Below are 15,430 nucleotides of genomic sequence, written 5' to 3'. Positions count from 1 at the left end.
CCTCAGAACGGCGCCACGGTCTCGAAGACCCGCTGGCCCAGGGTCGGCCCCTGCACGTCGGTGAGGCGCCCGCGCCCGCCGTAGGAGATGCGGGCCTCGGCGATCTTGTCGTAGTCGATGGTGTTCTTGCGCGAGATGTCGCGCGGGCGGACGATGCCGGCGACTTCGAGCACGCGCACCTCGTTGTTGACCCGCACCTCCTGCGAGCCCGAGATCACCACGTTGCCGTTGGGCAGAACCTCGGTGACCACCGCCGCGACCGAGAGGCTGAGCGATTCCTTGCGGTCGATCGAGCCCTGGCCCTTGGTCTCGGTGCCGGAGCGGATGCCGGTATCGGCGGTGGCCGTGTCCTTCAAGGCGGAGATGCCGTAGCCGAAATCGAAGCCGAGGGTGGTCTTCTGGCTGCGCGAGCGGTCGCTGGCGTTGTCGAACTGCGCCTTGTCGTTGATGGCGATGCTGACCGTGATCACGTCGCCGACGTCGCGGGCGCGCGGATCCTGATAGAGCGCGGCGCTCCCCGGGGTCCAGGTCGAGTGGTAGCTGTGGCGCGGACCCAGGGCGCCGAAGCTGGTCGGCAGCGGCTCGCGGGGCGCGTTGAGCCCGGCGCCGATCGGCGTCAGCAGGGGCGGGCGGCCGATGCGGTCGAGGTCGCTCTGGCAGGCGCCGAGCGAGAGGGCGAGCAGGGCCGCCGCGGCGGAAGCGAAGGAGCGCATCACGACCTCTGGTTCTTCTTCGGCGCCGGCGCGGTCGCGTCCTTGCGGCCGGATTCCGACATCGCCCGGGCGAGACCGGCGGCGCGGGCCGCCTCCATCTCGGAGAGGATGGCGCTCGCCGTGCGGGCGTTGAGCTTGGTCAGCAGGGCGGCGGCGGCCTCGTCGGGCATGTTGGCGAGCTGGAGCGCCGCCGCGTCGGGACGCATCTTGGCGTAGACCGCCACCACGCTCTCGTCGGCCTTGGCCAGGAACTCGTTGCGGCGCTTGAGCCACGCCTCGTACTCGGCCCGCTTCTCTTCCAGCAGGCGGATGCGCTCCTCGACCTGCCGCTCCATCGCCGCGAGCTGCTCCTTCTGCCACGCGAAGCGGGCATCCGCCGCGGCATCGGCGATGTTGGCGCAATAGCCGGTCCTGGCCGGCTCCTTCGCCACGAAGTCCTGGGCGGAGACATCCTTCGGCGCGTCGCGGGCGGCGAGCGCCCGCATCGCCGCTTCCTTGGCCGGGTCGGCCGGCTCGCCGCCGGCGGCGAAGGCGGTCCCGGACAGCGCGAGACAGCACAGGGCAAGGCGCAGCGTCGATTTCATCACTGCACCACAAGCTCCGCCTGGAGGGCGCCGGCGGTCTTCACCGCCTGCAGGATCGCGATGATGTCGGTGGGCTTCAGCCCGACCTGATTGAGGCCGCGCACCAGCGTCTGCAGGTCGGAGCCGGCGAGGATGGCGAGCTTGCCGCGCTCTTCCTGCGCCGCGATCTCGGTGCGGGGCACCACCGTGGTCTGGCCGTTGGAGAAGGGCGCGGGCTGGGACACCTCCGGCGCCTCGGTGACGCGCACCGTGAGGTTGCCGTGGGTCACCGCGACCGTGGAGATCGTCACGTTGCGCCCGATCACCACCGTGCCGGTCCGCTGGTCGACGACGACGCGGGCCGGCGTGTCGGGCTGGATCGTCAGGTCGCCGATCTGCGCCACCAGCCGGGTCTGCGCCATCTGGCGCCCGCGCATCACCACCACGGAGCGCTGGTCGCGGGCGCTGGCGATGCGCCGGCCGAAGGCGCCGAGCGACCATGCGTTGATCGCGTCCGAGATCTGGGTCGCGGTCTTGAAGTCGGGGTTCTTCAGCTCGAACACGAGTTCGGGCAGGTCGCGGAAGGTGCCGGGCACCTCGCGCTCGATCAGCGCGCCGTTGGGGATGCGGCCCGCCGTCGGCACCCCCTGCGTCAACTGCTCGGCCTGTCCCTGCACCGCGAAGCCGGAGACGGCCAGCGGCCCCTGCGCGGCCGCGTAGACGAGGCCGTCGCCGCCGGTGAGCGGCGTCATCAGCAGCGTGCCGCCGCGCAACGACGTCGCGTCGCCCATCGAGGTCACGGTGACGTCGATGCGCGAGCCGGTGCCGGTATAGGGCGGCAGGTCGGCGGTCACCATCACGGCGGCGATGTTGCGGGTGCGCAGGCGCGCGTCGCGCACGTTGATGCCGAGCCGGTCGAGCAGGGATTGCAGCGACTGCTCGGTGAACTGCGCGTTGCGCAAGGTATCGCCGGTGCCCTGGAGGCCGGTGACGAGGCCGTAGCCGAAGAGCTGGTTGTCGCGCACGCCCTTGAGCGTGGCGATGTCCTTGATCCGGGTGCCGGCCGCGAAGGCCGGGCCGGCCATCACGGCGAAGCCGAGGCCGGTGAGCAGGCCGAGCAGGACGGCGAGCAACAGGCGGCGATGCACCGACGGCATCGTCGTCCGCTCCCGCGACCGCGGGGCGGCGATCGATGCAAACCGGGCAGGGCGGCGTCGGGTCATTGCGCGCCGATCCGGATGCGGCCGTCGGCCATGACCGTGCCGAGCACGATGCGGTTGGTGTCGGTGTTGCGCACGCGGATCGTCTCGCCGAGGCCCCCGTTCTGGAGCGGCGACCCGACCGCGGTGATGACGAGGCCGTTCTCCTCGAAGATCATCTGCGTCGGCGCACCCCGGCTGACGAGGCGGGGATCGTCCACGGCGTTGACCGGCACCGGCTCGCCCGGCAGCAGCATCCGCCGCGCGGTGCGGCCGGCGATCGCGGCCGAGGCGTCGATGACGGCCGTGCGCGCCCGGTAGGTCGCGGGATAGGCCTGCATCCGCAGCATCGAGTCCTTGATCGTGTCGCCGGGATAGATCGTGACGGTCGGCACCGGCAGCATGAGCTCGGCGTTCGCCATGCCTTCGATTTGGCCTGGCGCGGTTTGGCCCGGCGCGGCTTGTGCCGGGCCGGCAGCGAGGGCGGCGAGCACGAGGCCGCGGACGAAGGTCTTGCGGGGCATGGGACATCGCGAAGGAGGGGAGGAGGACGCGGCGGCGTCCAAGATTCTGTTTCGCATCATCTTTTTCCGGAAGCCGCCTTTCGGGATGATGCTTTAGCGGATGCCCTTCGAGATCGTCCCGGCCATCTCGTCGGCGGCCTGGATCACCTTCGAATTCATCTCGAAGGCGCGCTGCGCCGTGATCAGGCTGGTGATCTCCTTGACCGGATCGACGTTCGAGCCTTCGAGGTAACCCTGCTGCAGCTTGCCGTAGCTGACGTCGCCGGGATTGCCGATCACGGGCGCGCCGGAGGCCGGGGTCTCGCGGTAGAGGCCGTTGCCGAGGGGCTCCAGGCCGGATTCGTTGGCGAAGTTGGCGAGCGTCAACTGACCGATGTTCTGCAGCGCCACCTGCCCGTCGATCTTGGCGAAGACCTGCCCCGATTCGTTGATCGTCACCTGGGTCGTGTTCGCCGGGATCAGGATCGCCGGATCGACGGCGTAGCCTTCCATGGTCACGAGCTGGCCGGCGTTGTTCTTGTTGAACGAGCCGGCGCGGGTGTAGTTGACCTCGCCGGCCGGGCTGGTGATCTGGAAGTAGCCGCGCCCGTTCACCGCCAGATCGAGCTGGTTGCCGGTATTGGCGAGCGACCCCTGCCGGTGCAGGTTGCGGATCGCCGCGGCGCGCACGCCGAGGCCCAGCATCGCGCCCTCCGGCACCGCCTCCTGGCCCGCTTGGTTCGGCGCGCCCTGCTGCCGCTCGGCCTGGTAGAGCAGGTCGGTGAACTCGGCCCGCGCGCCCTTGAACCCGGTGGTGTTCAGGTTGGCGATGTTGTTGGCGATGACTTCGAGGTTGAGCTGCTGGGCGGACATGCCCGTGGCGGCGATGGCGAGCGCGCGCATGACGAGGGTTCCTTCGAGCTGACCGATCAGATCGGCATGCGGCTGAGTTCGAGATAGGCGGCGACCACCTTGTCGCGGATCGCCACCACGGTCTGGAGGCTCTGCTCGGCGGACATCACCGCCTCGACCACCTGCTGGGCGGTCGCCTTGCCCCGGATGCCGGCGATGGCCGTGGCCTCGCCGCCGCGCAGGGCATCGCGGGCGCTGGCCGCGACCTGGGCCATCACGTCGCCGAAATCCGTGGGTGCCGCCGGAGCGGTGCCGGCCAGCCCCGACACGGCGGCGGGGGAGAAGGCGGCCTTCCGGACCGGCGCGGCCTCGGCGAACGAGGTTCCGGCGATCTTGTCGAAGGCGGCGAGCGAGGAGAGGGCTTCGATCATCGCGGGCGGCCTCTTACGACTTCAGGAGATCGATGACGCCGGCGACCATGGCCCGGGCCTGCTTGATGACCTGGAGGTTCGCCTCGTAGGAGCGGTTGGCCTCGCGCATGTCGGCCATCTCGACGAGCATGTTCACGTTGGGCAGCTTGACGTTGCCGTTCGCGTCCGCCGCCGGGTTGGCCGGGTCGTGCTCGGTGCGGAACGGGGCGTCGTCGGTGCCGATCTCGCGCAGGCGCACCGAGGCCAAGCCCGCCGCCCGGTCGAGTTCGGCCCGGAACGTCACCGTCTTGCGGGCGTAGGGGTCGGCGCCGGGGGTCGCGCCGGTCGATTGCGCGTTGGCGAGGTTTTCCGAGACGACCCGCATGCGCAGCGACTGCGCTTCGAGGCCGGCGCTGGCGAGCCGCGAGGCGGAGAGCAGGGGATCGATCATGCGCCGCCCTTCACCGCGGCCATCAGCATGCGGTGGAACGACTTCACCACCGCCGTGTCGAGGCTGTGCTGGCGCGAGACGTCGCCGGCCTTGAGCATCTCCTGCTCCAGGCTCACCGCGCTCGACGATCGCAGCACTTCCCAGGTCTCGCCGGCGGCGACCTCGCGCACCGGAATGCGGTTGCCCTGGGCCTCCAGGTGGGTGTTGGCCGTCGAGGCCATGTCGAGCCCGGTCTTCGCCAGCATCTGGGCGAAGGGCACCACGTCCCGCGCCTTGTAGGCGGGCGTGTTCGCGTTGGCGACGTTGCCGGCGATGGTGGCCTGCCGCGTCGCGAGGTAGCGCGCGTGCTGCGAGGCGAGATCGAACAGGTAGACGCCCGTCGTCATGGCAACGCCCCCATCCCAAGGGCCTCGGACAAATCGCTGACGCGGGACGCGCTCGGACGGCGAGCCCCACGTCGGAGGGGAGCTTTAGGCAGGCAATCTTGCACGAGGCTGGCACCTGCCTTGACAGGGCCGACGCCCACGGTAGCGCCTGCGGGTGATGGACGAGATCGATCAGCGGACCGGCGCGGCGGCGTTCGGCGAGGGCGACGCGGGCCCTTTGCGGCCGGCACCCGCCCGCTATGCCGGGGGTGCGGGGCCCGGCGGCGGCGACGGGCTGCACCGCATCACGGCCAACAACCGCTTCTCGCGGGTGACCCTGGGGTTTTCCGGCCTGCGCCCCGGTGCCTGGGCCTGCCTGACGTTCGGTCTCGCCTTCGACGCCGGCGAGGCGGCGGCGCTCGCGGTCGATTGCGCGGCGGCCGGATTCGACTTCCTTGCCGCCGACGGGTCGAGCCTCGACCTCGACCACGTGCCGGGGCTCGCCCGCAGCCTGCTCGATCCGCAGGTCGCCTGGATTCCCGGGCCGGCGCTCCTCGGCGTGGAGGGCGCGGCGGCCTTCCGCATCGCCTTCCGCGTGCCGGAACAGGCGGCCGGCCTCGTCGTCACCCTGCGCTCGTGGCGCAACAGCGGCGACGTCACCCTGGCCGACCCCGTCCTCGGCTTCGGTGAAGCCGATGGCGGGCCGGGGCCGCGGCGGCGCTCCCTCATGGGGGCGGGCGTGAGGCTGCGTTACGCGCTCGCCGAGGACATGGCCCTCGTTTTGCGCGGCCAGATCCACGCCGCGCGGGCCGAAGAGCACGCGGCGCGGGTGCGGCTGAGCTATCGCGATGCGGCGGGGACGGAGATCGCTCCGCCCTACGCCAACGCCGTCTCCGTGCCGGGGCTCGGCGCGGTCATCAACCTCTCGGCTCGGCCGCAGGCCCGCCGCTTCACCCTGACGCTGCGTCCGCCGCCCGGCGCGGCTTCGGTCGAACTCGCGTTCGGCCCGTGGGAGGATGTCGAGACGCCGCCGGAGGCGGAGCTGATGGGCGCCACGGAACTCGCCTTCGAGGACGCGTTCCGCTTGGAGAGCCTGTGCGACGAGGATCTCCTCGACGCTCGCGCCTTTCTCGCCCGCGTCGCCGGGCGGCTCGGCCTGCCCGAGGACGCGTCCGCCGCGTGGCTGATGCGAGCCGGAGCGAGCGTCGCGCCGATCCTCGCCAAGGCCCGCGCCTTGCGGATGGGGCCGGATCGCAGCGCGCGCCTCGACGGCGGGAGCGTCGTCCTGAGCCTGGCCGGCCTGCCCGACTGGACGCTGCCCGCGGCACCGGATTGGCGCGAGGACCCGTTCCGCTCGGTGGCGTGGCGGCTCGCCTACCAGTCGCTGTCCTGGCTGCTGCCGCTCGCGGCGCTGCCGGAGGGATCGGCCCGCGCGGGCACCCTCGCCGCGGCGTGGTCGCGGGCCAATCCGTGGGGGCAGCCGGCGGACGGCTTGAGCCTGCATCCGGCGGCACTGGCGCCCCGCAGCGAGGTGCTGGCGCATCTCGTGACCGGGGCGGATGCGGCGTCCGGCACCGAGATCGCCGCGGAGGCGGCGCGACACGGCTTCGCCGTGGCCGAGATCGTCGGGCAGAACACCCTCGCCCGCGCCCTGCCCGGCCTCCAGGCCGCGGCCGCCCTCCTCGCCGTCGCGCGGGCGCTCCCGAGCCTTCCCTTCGCCGCGCACTGGGATTCGCTCGCCCGCGACAGCCTCGCCCAGGGCTTCGACGCGCTGCTGCCGGAGGACGGCGCCTTCGCCGAAGCCGCGCCGGTGCGGCGCCTCGATCTCCTGAGCCACGGGCAGGTGCTGGCGGCCGCGCTGGGAGAGACGGAGCCAGGCCCGACCCTCCGCCGCCGGGTCGAAGCGGCGCTTCCGGGGCTCGCCGGTCTGCTCGATCCCGGCGGCCGGCTGCCGCCTTTCGGCGACGCGCCCGCCGGCTTCGACCATGCCGCCTGGATCGCCCGGCTCGCCTCATCCCAAGGGGGCGGCACAGGGCGCGAACTCACGGCCGAGCGCGAGACCGTTCCCGCCTCCGATGGGCGGACCGCCGACATGCTCGCCCTGCGCTACGACGGGCCGGAGCGGGGCTGGGGGCATTTCGCCCTCACCCACGCCGCGCAATCGCCGCACGGGCATCGCGACTGCACCTCCTTCACCTTCGCCACCGGCGCGCGACGCTGGATCGTGGAGGGCGGCGGCGCGGACGGCGCCGAGGTCGGCCCGGCGCGCCACTATCTGCTCTCGCCCCGCGCCCACAACGTCGCGATTCCCGATCGCCGCGAGCCGGTGGCCGGAACGGGCCGCCTCACGGCGCGCCTCGCCCTCGACGGTGCGCAGGCCTTCGTCCTCTCCACCACGATCCACGGGCCGGACTACGCCCATGCTCGCCTGTTCCTCGCGCTCGACGACCTGAGCGGGCTGGCCGTGATCGACCGCTTCTCCCGGCCGGGACGGTCCGTATCCTTCGAAGGGCTGCTGCACCTGTCGCCCGAAGCCCTCGTCGCGCTGACGGCTCCGTGCCGGGCCCTCGCCCAGCAGGACGGACGGCGTCTTGCGTTCCTGGCGGTGGCGCTGAAGGGGCAGCCGGCGGGGATGGAGGTCGCCATCGGCCGCAACGACCGGGCGCAGGCGATGCAGGGTTTCATGGCGACGGGATCGGGCGGGCTGAAGCCGGCGCCGGTGCTGGCTTACGCCTTCTCCGGCCGCGACGTCGTCTGCGGCGGTGCCGTCGCCGCCGCGGATGCCGAGGCCGAGCGGCGTCTCGTGCGAATGCTCGCCGATGGGGCGGTCAGGCGCTTGGTGGAGGGATAGCTGCGGCTTCGACACCGCGGCCTGGATGCGGCATCGCTGCCACGATACCTGACGATCGTCATCCCGGGTTCCGCTCCGCGGCCCCGGAATGACGACGGCGATACCGGAGAGGGCTCGTCAAGGCGTGAACCCGAGTTCGGAACCCTGGAGAACCCCCGGGCAGGTCGCCCCCGACCGGAGCCGGGCGACACCCTGCGCAGCGTCCCGGTGGGAAACTTCGTGCTGTTCCATGTCCCGCAGCAGGGCGGGATCGAATCGGTGCGCGTCCTCGGTGGCACCGCGACATCGGACGCGGCGATCTCGAAGTCTGAGCGCTGTTCTCAGAACCCGGCGCTGATGACGGCCACCGCCCGGTCGATCGACAGGTAGAACACGCCGAAGGCGACCATCGCCGCGGCGGCGAATTCCAGGGTCTGGTTCGGCAGGGTCTGGAAGCGGCGCATGGTCTCGCGGCCGAAATAGGCCGACGCCCAGGCGAAGGTCAGCACCGCCGGCATCACGAACAGGTAGGAGAGGGTGCTCTCGATCCGCACCGGGCCGGTCGGATCGATCAGCGCGCGGATGTTGCGCACCCACGGCGCCGAGGCCGCCGCGTAGAGCGTGGTCAGCCAAGCGAGGCCGACCGCCACACCGAGGTGGAAGGTGAACAGGCGATGCAGGCGCGTGAAGTCGTCGCGCGCGTCGTCGAGCGTCATCCGGCAAGCCCCCAACTGTCCCGGCCGCTGATTCTTGTCCGATCCGGCCATGGATCGGGAAATGCCGGGCAAGGTGGGGTTTTTTGTGACGCCGGGACGGCGGCGCTCGGGCCGCCGTCTCCGCGCGTTATACCAAGCTGCAGGGAAGCCGACCGATGGTCGGCTTCCCTGCGTCCGGCGGACGCCCGCCGCCGCGCCTTCGCGCGGGCAACCGGCGAGGAGCCGGGATCATCGCCGGTTGGTATTACGCGACCGTTTCGGGCCGGTTCTCGCGCATCAGCTTCACGAAGCGCTCGAACAGGTAATGGCTGTCGCGCGGACCCGGAGACGCCTCCGGGTGGTGCTGCACCGAGAAGGCCGGACGGTCGGTGAGCGAGAGGCCGCAATTCGAGCCGTCGAACAGCGAGACGTGGGTCTCGACCGCCGTGTCCGGCAGGCTCGCCGGATCGACCGCGAAGCCATGGTTCATCGAGACGATCTCGACCTTGCCGGTGGTGTGGTCCTTCACCGGATGGTTCGCGCCGTGATGGCCCTGGCCCATCTTCACCGTGCGCCCGCCGAGCGCGAGGCCCATGAGCTGGTGGCCGAGGCAGATGCCGAAGGTCGGCACCCGCTCGTCCAGGAGCTTGCGGATCACCGGCACGGCGTATTCGCCGGTCGCGGCCGGGTCGCCGGGGCCGTTGGAGAGGAACACGCCGTCCGGCTTCAGCGCCAGGATGTCCTCGGCCCCCGTGGTGGCGGGCACCACGGTGACGTCGCAGCCGGCTTCCGCCAGCAGCCGCAGGATGTTGCGCTTCACGCCGTAATCGATCGCCACGACCTTGAGGCCCTGGCCCGGCGCGCGCGCGCCGTAGCCGCCCTTCACCGCCCAGACGGTCTCGGTCCATGCGGTGGCCTCGCGGGAGGTCACCGGCGGCACGAGGTCGAGGCCCTCCATCGGCGCGAGCGCGGCGGCACGGCGTTTGAGCGCCTCGCGGTCGAACCTGCCCTCCGGATCGTTGGCGATGACGGCGTTGGGCATGCCGCGGTCGCGGATCAGCGCGGTCAGCGCCCGCGTGTCGATCCCGGTGATGCCGACGATGCCGCGGGCCTTCAGCCAGCCGTCGAGATGCGAGGAGGAGCGCCAGTTCGAGGGCTTGGTGACGGCCGAGGCGATCACCGCGCCGCGCACGCCCGACGCCGGCGCCGCCTCCAGGCTCTCCAGATCCTCGTCGTTGGTGCCGACATTGCCGATATGCGGGAAGGTGAAGGTGACGATCTGCCCGGCATAGGACGGATCGGTCAGGATCTCCTGATAGCCCGTCATCGCCGTGTTGAAGCAGACCTCGCCGTCGGCCACACCCGTCCGGCCGATGCCGAAGCCTTCGAGCACGGTGCCGTCGGCGAGGACGAGCAGCGCCGTCACCAGCGGCTCGCTCCAGGGCTCGGGGAACTTGGGTTCCGGGTTCGAGCGCGCGGGATCGGCGCGCAGGGTCGCGGGTTCGTCTTGCAGCATGGGTCCGATCCGGCTTATGTCCGCCGCCTCGCGCGGCCGCTCGTTCGGGCCGCGGGGCAAGGCGATCTCTCGCGGGGCTCATAGCGAGCCGGCCGCGCCCGGGTCAATCCGGGCGCGGAAACGGCCCTGCGCAAGGCCCGGGATCGGGGCCGCCGCGCCGAACCATTCGATGGGAGTCATGTCATCATGCTGCGCGAGCGCATCACCGCCGAGATGAAGGAAGCCATGAAGGCCGGCGAGAAGCAGAAGCTCTCGACCGTGCGCATGATCCAGGCGGCGCTCAAGGACCGCGACATCGCGGCCCGCGGCGAGGGCAAGGGGCAGACGAGCGAGGAGGAGATCCTCGCGCTTCTCCAGAAGATGATCAAGCAGCGCCAGGAGGCCGCGGGCGTCTACGAGCAAGGGGGACGACCCGAACTCGCCGAGAGCGAGCGCGCCGAGGCCGAGATCATCCAGGCCTTCCTGCCGCAGCAGATGGACGAGGGCGAGATGCGCACCGCCATCGCCGACGCCATCGCCGAGACCGGCGCAGCCGGCCCGAAGGACATGGGCAAGGTGATCGGCGCACTGAAGGGCAAGTACACCGGCCGGATGGATTTCGGCCGCGCGAGTGCGCTGGTGAAGGACGCGCTCGCCGGGAAGTAGGGGATCGCTATCGCTCCGTCATCGCGATGACGCAGAGGCCAAGGATCGAGCGGCCCCAATCTCACGCCGGCCCCGCATCGATCTTCATCCGAAAGACCGCGGAGGCCGGCGGTTGGCCCGGGTGGACGAGAGGGAGGGCCGGCCGGCCCTCGCGCGTGATCCGGCAACGCGTCCGGCCGGAGCGGCGATGCGGGCTCGCGTCGTGAAGGCTCCGGCGGAACGCCCTCAAGACTCCGGCAGGCGCCTCGCGCTAGACTGCGCGGCCGAGGCCGGTCCTCGTCGTCCCGCGATCCGCTTCGAGCAGAGCCCCCGTGCGCTACCCGCCCCACATTCTCGAAGAGATCCGCGCCCGGGTGCCCGCCTCCGAGGTGGTCGGCCGGCGCGTGCGGTTGAAGAAGGCCGGCCGCGAGTGGCGCGGCCTGTCGCCGTTCAACGCGGAGAAGACGCCTTCGTTCTACGTGAACGACCAGAAGCAGTTCTACCACTGCTTCTCCTCGGGCAAGCACGGCGATATCTTCAAATTCCTGATGGACACGGAAGGGCTCAGCTTTCCCGAGGCCGTGGAGCGGCTGGCGAGCGAGGCGGGCGTGACGCTGCCCAGGGTCACGGTCGAGAGCGAGCAGGCCGAGGAGCGGCGCAAGGGGGCCCTCGAAGTGATGGAGATGGCTGCCGTCTACTTCGAGGAGCAGTTGCGGGGGCAGGCGGGCGGCGAGGCCCGGGCCTATCTCGACCGGCGGGCGCTCGGCGAAGCCACGCGCAAGAAGTTCCGGCTCGGCTATTCGCCGTCCGGGCGCTACGCCCTGCGCGACTTCCTCGCGGGCAAGGGCGTCGACCGCGACCTGATGCTGGAACTCGGGCTGCTCGCCACCGCCGAGGGCGTCAGCGTCCCCTACGACAAGTTCCGCGACCGGATCATGTTTCCGATCCTCGACATCCGCGGCCGGGTCGTCGCCTTCGGCGGCCGGGCGATGCAGGCCGAGGCCAAGGCGAAGTACATGAACTCGCCGGAGACGCCGCTCTTCCACAAGGGGCGGATGCTCTACAACCTCCACGCTGCCCGCAAAGCCGCCCACGACCGGAGCCGCATCGTCGCGGTGGAGGGTTATGTCGACGTCATCGCCATGACGCTGGCCGGCTACCCCGAGACCGTCGCGCCGCTCGGCACGGCCCTCACCGAAGAGCAGCTCGCCCTGCTCTGGCGCCACGCCGACGAGCCGATCCTGTGCTTCGACGGCGACGGGGCGGGCCGGCGCGCCGCCTTCCGGGCGCTCGACGTCGCGCTGCCGATGCTGGAGCCCGGCAAATCCCTGCGCATCGCGATGCTGCCGCAGGGCCAGGATCCGGACGACCTGATGCGTGCCGGCGGCCCGTCGGCGATCGAAGCGGTGCTCTCGGGCGCGCGGCCGCTCGTCGAGATGCTATGGGCGCGTGAGTCCGAAGCGGCCACCCTCGACACGCCGGAGCGCCGGGCGGGGCTCGCCCGTACCCTGCGGGAGGCGGTGGCCGGCATCCGCGACGAGACCGTGCGCCGGTTCTATCGCGACGATATCGAGGAACGGCTGCGCGGTCTCTCCGGCGGCTTTGCCGGCGGGCGCTCGGAGCGCGCGGCGGGAGGGCGCGCCTCGGCTCCGCGCGGCGCGCCGTTCCAGCGCCGGCCCCGCCCCGGCGATCCTCCGCCCTCGCCGCGCATCACCACCGGCTTCAACCCGCTCCTGAAGACGGCGGCGCCCGTTCCGGCGGCAGGCGGCCGGGCGGCCAAGCGCGAGGCGATGATCGTGATGAGCCTGCTCGCGCACCCGGAGCTGCTCGGGATCGAGGAGGAGGCACTCGCCGCCCTCGAACTCGTCAACCCGGACGCGCGCGCCCTGCGCGGCCTCCTGCTCGACCGGGCGGCCGAGGCCGGCACGCCGGAGCCGGAACTGCTGGAGGCGCGCCTGCGCCGGGCCGGGCTCGAAGAGGCGCATGCCCGGCTCACGGCCCTGATCATCTCCAGCGACCGCTGGATGCTCGACCCGAATGCGGACTCGCAGCGCGTCGAATCCGTTCTGCATCAGGCCGTGATCTTGCACAGGCAGACGGGAGCGCTACATAGCGAACTCCACCAAGCCGAGCGCGCCCTTGCTGAGGATGAGTCCGAGGCCAATTTCGCTTGGCTCTGCGACGTGCAGCAGCAACTGGCGGTGATCGCCGCGACCGAGGCGGAAGCGGAGGTGTCTCAGGAAGGGTGACGTCCTGGGGGCGGTTTCGAGGGAATTCGCGCCACCGTGACCGATCGGTGACGGCGGCGGAGGGTCGGCTTGGTTAACGATCGGTCAACGTACGGCAAGTTAGAACGGATGCAACGAGAATCGGCGCGAGCACTCGACAAGCGCGCCATTCCGCGACATTGCGACGGGTCTTTCGCGGGAAGCGCGCGGGCTCAGCCTGCGCCGCCGCCACGAGAACAATAGGCTGAGCATGGCAACGAAGGCAACCGAGCGGGACGATGCGGACGCCGCCCAGGATCAACCGACGGACGGCCCGCTCCTTGACCTGACGGATGCCGCGGTCAAACGGATGGTCAAGCTCGCGAAGAAGCGCGGCTACGTCACCTACGAAGAGATCAACGAGGTCCTCCCCGACGGTCAGGTCGACGGCGACCAGATCGAGGACGTGCTCGCCCAGCTCGACGACATGGGCATCCGCGTGGTCGAGGCCGAGGAATCCGAGGAGACCGCGACCGAGACCAAGGCCAACGGCGAGGCGTCCGAGGAGGAAGAGGGCGCGGAGGGCGGCGAGGTCGCCGAAACGTCCGGCTCGCGGGCCGTCGCGGTCGCGACCCCCACGACCCGCGAGCCGACCGACCGCACGGACGATCCCGTGCGCATGTACCTGCGCGAGATGGGCTCGGTGGAGCTGCTCTCGCGTGAGGGCGAGATCGCCATCGCCAAGCGCATCGAGGCCGGGCGCGAGGCGATGATCGCCGGCCTGTGCGAGAGCCCGCTGACGTTCCAGGCCATCATCATCTGGCGCGACGAACTCGTCGACGGCAAGGTGCTGCTGCGCGACATCATCGACTTGGAGGCCACCTATGCCGGCCCCGACGCCCGCGGCGCGCCGCAGGGCGGGGAAGCGGAGGAGAGCGGGGAGTCCGAGGAGGGCGAAGGCGCCGTCCCGCCGGAGGGCGGCGACGACGAGGACGACATGGAGAACAACGTGTCGCTCGCGGCCATGGAGGCCGAGATCAAGCCGCGCGTTCTCGAAACCTTCGACAACATCGCCTCGAACTACCGCAAGCTGCGCAAGCTCCAGAACGAGGAGACGGAACTGAAGGCCGGCGGCGGCACGGTCACGTCCGCCCAGACCAGGAAGCAGGCCGAGCTGAAGGACGTCGTCGTCACCGACGTGAAGTCGCTCTCGCTCAACGCCAACCGCATCGAGGCGCTGGTCGAGCAGCTCTACGACATCAACAAGCGCCTGATCTCGCACGAGGGCCGCCTGATGCGCGCCGCCGAGCATCACGGCGTCGCCCGCGACGAGTTCCTGCGCCACTACCAGGGCTACGAGCTCGATCCGAACTGGATGGAGCGCGTCGCCACCTTGGGTGGAAAGGGCTGGAAGAACTTCGTCGAGCGCGGCGGCCGTCAGGTCGCGGACCTGCGCGAGCAGATCCTGACGCTCGCCTCCGAGACCGGCCTCCAGATCGGCGAGTACCGCAAGATCGTCGCCATGGTGCAGAAGGGCGAGCGCGAGGCCCGCCAGGCGAAGAAGGAGATGATCGAGGCCAACCTGCGCCTCGTGATCTCGATCGCCAAGAAGTACACCAACCGCGGCCTGCAGTTCCTGGACCTGATCCAGGAGGGCAATATCGGCCTGATGAAGGCGGTCGACAAGTTCGAGTACCGCCGCGGCTACAAGTTCTCGACCTACGCCACGTGGTGGATCCGGCAGGCGATCACCCGTTCGATCGCCGATCAGGCGCGCACGATCCGCATCCCGGTGCACATGATCGAGACGATCAACAAGATCGTCCGGACCTCGCGCCAGATGCTGCACGAGATCGGCCGCGAGCCGACCCCGGAGGAACTGGCCGAGAAGCTGGCCATGCCGCTGGAGAAGGTCCGCAAGGTTCTGAAGATCGCCAAGGAACCGATCTCCCTCGAAACGCCGATCGGCGACGAGGAGGACAGCCATCTGGGCGACTTCATCGAGGACAAGAACGTCGTCCTGCCGATCGACGCGGCGATCCAGTCGAACCTGCGCGAGACCACGACCCGCGTGCTCGCCTCGCTGACGCCCCGCGAGGAGCGCGTGCTGCGCATGCGCTTCGGCATCGGCATGAACACCGACCACACCCTCGAAGAGGTCGGCCAGCAGTTCTCGGTCACCCGCGAGCGCATCCGCCAGATCGAGGCGAAGGCCCTGCGCAAGCTCAAGCACCCGAGCCGGTCGCGCAAGCTCCGGAGCTTCCTCGACAATTGATCCGTTTGCAGATCCGGCGACGCGAACCGGCCGCCCCTCGGGGCGGCCGTTTTCGTGTCATACGGCATCCGATCGATCCCTTCGGGATGGCGGATGTCGGCTTCGCTCAAGCGCCGCGCGGGCCTGCTGATACGGTTGCCGCTTTCATCAAGATGAGTTCGGCCTCTCCCCTGGCCTTGCGAGGCGAAGCCGTGGCAATCCAGGGCGCGACAGGTCCGGAAAGGTCG

The 15,430-nt window shown here is 70.8% G+C and carries 14 protein-coding genes; 4 read left to right on the top strand and 10 right to left on the bottom strand.

Annotated features, from left to right (window positions below; all coding sequences use genetic code 11):
• Positions 1 to 2: 2 nt before the first annotated feature.
• The 8 genes from flgH to flgB form a co-directional block, all read right to left on the bottom strand.
• Entirely contained in the window at positions 3 to 713 is a 711-nt protein-coding gene (gene flgH, locus PGN25_08200; GenBank protein MEH3117569.1) for a flagellar basal body L-ring protein FlgH, read from the bottom strand.
• Positions 713 to 1,297: a MotE family protein gene (locus tag PGN25_08195; protein ID MEH3117568.1), complete on the bottom strand. Its 585-nt coding sequence runs from the start codon at positions 1,295 to 1,297 to the stop codon at positions 713 to 715. Before PGN25_08195 ends, flgH begins: the two co-directional genes overlap by 1 nt.
• Complete coding sequence (gene flgI / locus PGN25_08190) at positions 1,297 to 2,424, bottom strand: flagellar basal body P-ring protein FlgI (GenBank protein ID MEH3117567.1); 1,128 nt, start codon at positions 2,422 to 2,424, stop codon at positions 1,297 to 1,299. The genes PGN25_08195 and flgI overlap by 1 nt, the downstream gene beginning before the upstream one ends.
• 71 nt (positions 2,425 to 2,495) lie before the next feature.
• Positions 2,496 to 2,999 carry a flagellar basal body P-ring formation chaperone FlgA gene (flgA, locus tag PGN25_08185; GenBank protein ID MEH3117566.1) on the bottom strand — a complete coding sequence of 168 codons (504 nt, stop codon included), beginning with the start codon at positions 2,997 to 2,999 and terminating at the stop codon, positions 2,496 to 2,498.
• Positions 3,000 to 3,092: 93 nt separating this feature from the next.
• Positions 3,093 to 3,881, bottom strand: coding sequence for a flagellar basal-body rod protein FlgG (flgG, locus tag PGN25_08180; protein ID MEH3117565.1), 789 nt, complete (start codon positions 3,879 to 3,881; stop codon positions 3,093 to 3,095).
• Between the two features lie 26 nt (positions 3,882 to 3,907).
• Complete coding sequence (locus PGN25_08175) at positions 3,908 to 4,261, bottom strand: flagellar hook-basal body complex protein FliE (protein MEH3117564.1); 354 nt, start codon at positions 4,259 to 4,261, stop codon at positions 3,908 to 3,910.
• A gap of 13 nt (positions 4,262 to 4,274) precedes the next feature.
• The gene (gene flgC / locus PGN25_08170) at positions 4,275 to 4,691 is read right to left on the bottom strand and encodes a flagellar basal body rod protein FlgC (protein MEH3117563.1); all 417 of its coding nucleotides are present in this window, start codon (positions 4,689 to 4,691) and stop codon (positions 4,275 to 4,277) included.
• The gene (gene flgB / locus PGN25_08165; protein MEH3117562.1) at positions 4,688 to 5,077 is read right to left on the bottom strand and encodes a flagellar basal body rod protein FlgB; all 390 of its coding nucleotides are present in this window, start codon (positions 5,075 to 5,077) and stop codon (positions 4,688 to 4,690) included. Before flgB ends, flgC begins: the two co-directional genes overlap by 4 nt.
• A 157-nt stretch (positions 5,078 to 5,234) precedes the next feature.
• Here flgB and PGN25_08160 point away from each other — a divergent pair, with 157 nt between their 5' ends.
• Positions 5,235 to 7,907, top strand: a complete 2,673-nt coding sequence (locus PGN25_08160; GenBank protein ID MEH3117561.1) for a heparinase II/III family protein — start codon at positions 5,235 to 5,237, stop codon at positions 7,905 to 7,907.
• A gap of 320 nt (positions 7,908 to 8,227) precedes the next feature.
• Here PGN25_08160 and PGN25_08155 read toward each other — a convergent pair whose 3' ends face one another.
• Together PGN25_08155 and carA are read right to left on the bottom strand one after the other, a co-directional pair.
• Positions 8,228 to 8,602: a hypothetical protein gene (locus PGN25_08155; GenBank protein MEH3117560.1), complete on the bottom strand. Its 375-nt coding sequence runs from the start codon at positions 8,600 to 8,602 to the stop codon at positions 8,228 to 8,230.
• Positions 8,603 to 8,846: 244 nt separating this feature from the next.
• Positions 8,847 to 10,097, bottom strand: a complete 1,251-nt coding sequence (gene carA, locus PGN25_08150) for a glutamine-hydrolyzing carbamoyl-phosphate synthase small subunit (protein MEH3117559.1) — start codon at positions 10,095 to 10,097, stop codon at positions 8,847 to 8,849.
• A 186-nt stretch (positions 10,098 to 10,283) separates the two neighbouring features.
• Between carA and PGN25_08145 the strand changes: the two genes are divergently transcribed.
• The 3 genes from PGN25_08145 (at position 10,284) to rpoD (ending at position 15,203) form a co-directional block, all read left to right on the top strand.
• Positions 10,284 to 10,742 carry a GatB/YqeY domain-containing protein gene (locus PGN25_08145; GenBank protein MEH3117558.1) on the top strand — a complete coding sequence of 153 codons (459 nt, stop codon included), beginning with the start codon at positions 10,284 to 10,286 and terminating at the stop codon, positions 10,740 to 10,742.
• A 311-nt stretch (positions 10,743 to 11,053) separates the two neighbouring features.
• Entirely contained in the window at positions 11,054 to 12,970 is a 1,917-nt protein-coding gene (dnaG, locus tag PGN25_08140) for a DNA primase (protein ID MEH3117557.1), read from the top strand.
• 229 nt (positions 12,971 to 13,199) lie between these two features.
• Complete coding sequence (gene rpoD, locus PGN25_08135) at positions 13,200 to 15,203, top strand: RNA polymerase sigma factor RpoD (GenBank protein MEH3117556.1); 2,004 nt, start codon at positions 13,200 to 13,202, stop codon at positions 15,201 to 15,203.
• Positions 15,204 to 15,430 lie beyond the last annotated feature (227 nt).

The sequence above is a fragment of the Methylorubrum populi genome, assembly GCA_036946625.1.
Classification (GTDB): Bacteria; Pseudomonadota; Alphaproteobacteria; order Rhizobiales; family Beijerinckiaceae; genus Methylobacterium; species Methylobacterium populi_C.
Note: the sequence above shows the minus strand (reverse complement) of the source record. Positions and strands in the feature narration are given on the sequence as shown.

Coding starts and splice junctions, on each gene's coding strand:
- flgG (MEH3117565.1), bottom strand. CDS start 3,881: ATGCGCGCGCTCGCCATCGCCGCCACGGGCATGTCCGCCCAGCAGCTC.
- carA (MEH3117559.1), bottom strand. CDS start 10,097: ATGCTGCAAGACGAACCCGCGACCCTGCGCGCCGATCCCGCGCGCTCG.
- flgB (MEH3117562.1), bottom strand. CDS start 5,077: ATGACGACGGGCGTCTACCTGTTCGATCTCGCCTCGCAGCACGCGCGC.
- PGN25_08155 (MEH3117560.1), bottom strand. CDS start 8,602: ATGACGCTCGACGACGCGCGCGACGACTTCACGCGCCTGCATCGCCTG.
- PGN25_08175 (MEH3117564.1), bottom strand. CDS start 4,261: ATGATCGAAGCCCTCTCCTCGCTCGCCGCCTTCGACAAGATCGCCGGA.
- PGN25_08145 (MEH3117558.1), top strand. CDS start 10,284: ATGCTGCGCGAGCGCATCACCGCCGAGATGAAGGAAGCCATGAAGGCC.
- flgA (MEH3117566.1), bottom strand. CDS start 2,999: ATGCCCCGCAAGACCTTCGTCCGCGGCCTCGTGCTCGCCGCCCTCGCT.
- rpoD (MEH3117556.1), top strand. CDS start 13,200: ATGGCAACGAAGGCAACCGAGCGGGACGATGCGGACGCCGCCCAGGAT.
- PGN25_08195 (MEH3117568.1), bottom strand. CDS start 1,297: ATGAAATCGACGCTGCGCCTTGCCCTGTGCTGTCTCGCGCTGTCCGGG.
- flgC (MEH3117563.1), bottom strand. CDS start 4,691: ATGATCGATCCCCTGCTCTCCGCCTCGCGGCTCGCCAGCGCCGGCCTC.
- flgH (MEH3117569.1), bottom strand. CDS start 713: ATGCGCTCCTTCGCTTCCGCCGCGGCGGCCCTGCTCGCCCTCTCGCTC.
- PGN25_08160 (MEH3117561.1), top strand. CDS start 5,235: ATGGACGAGATCGATCAGCGGACCGGCGCGGCGGCGTTCGGCGAGGGC.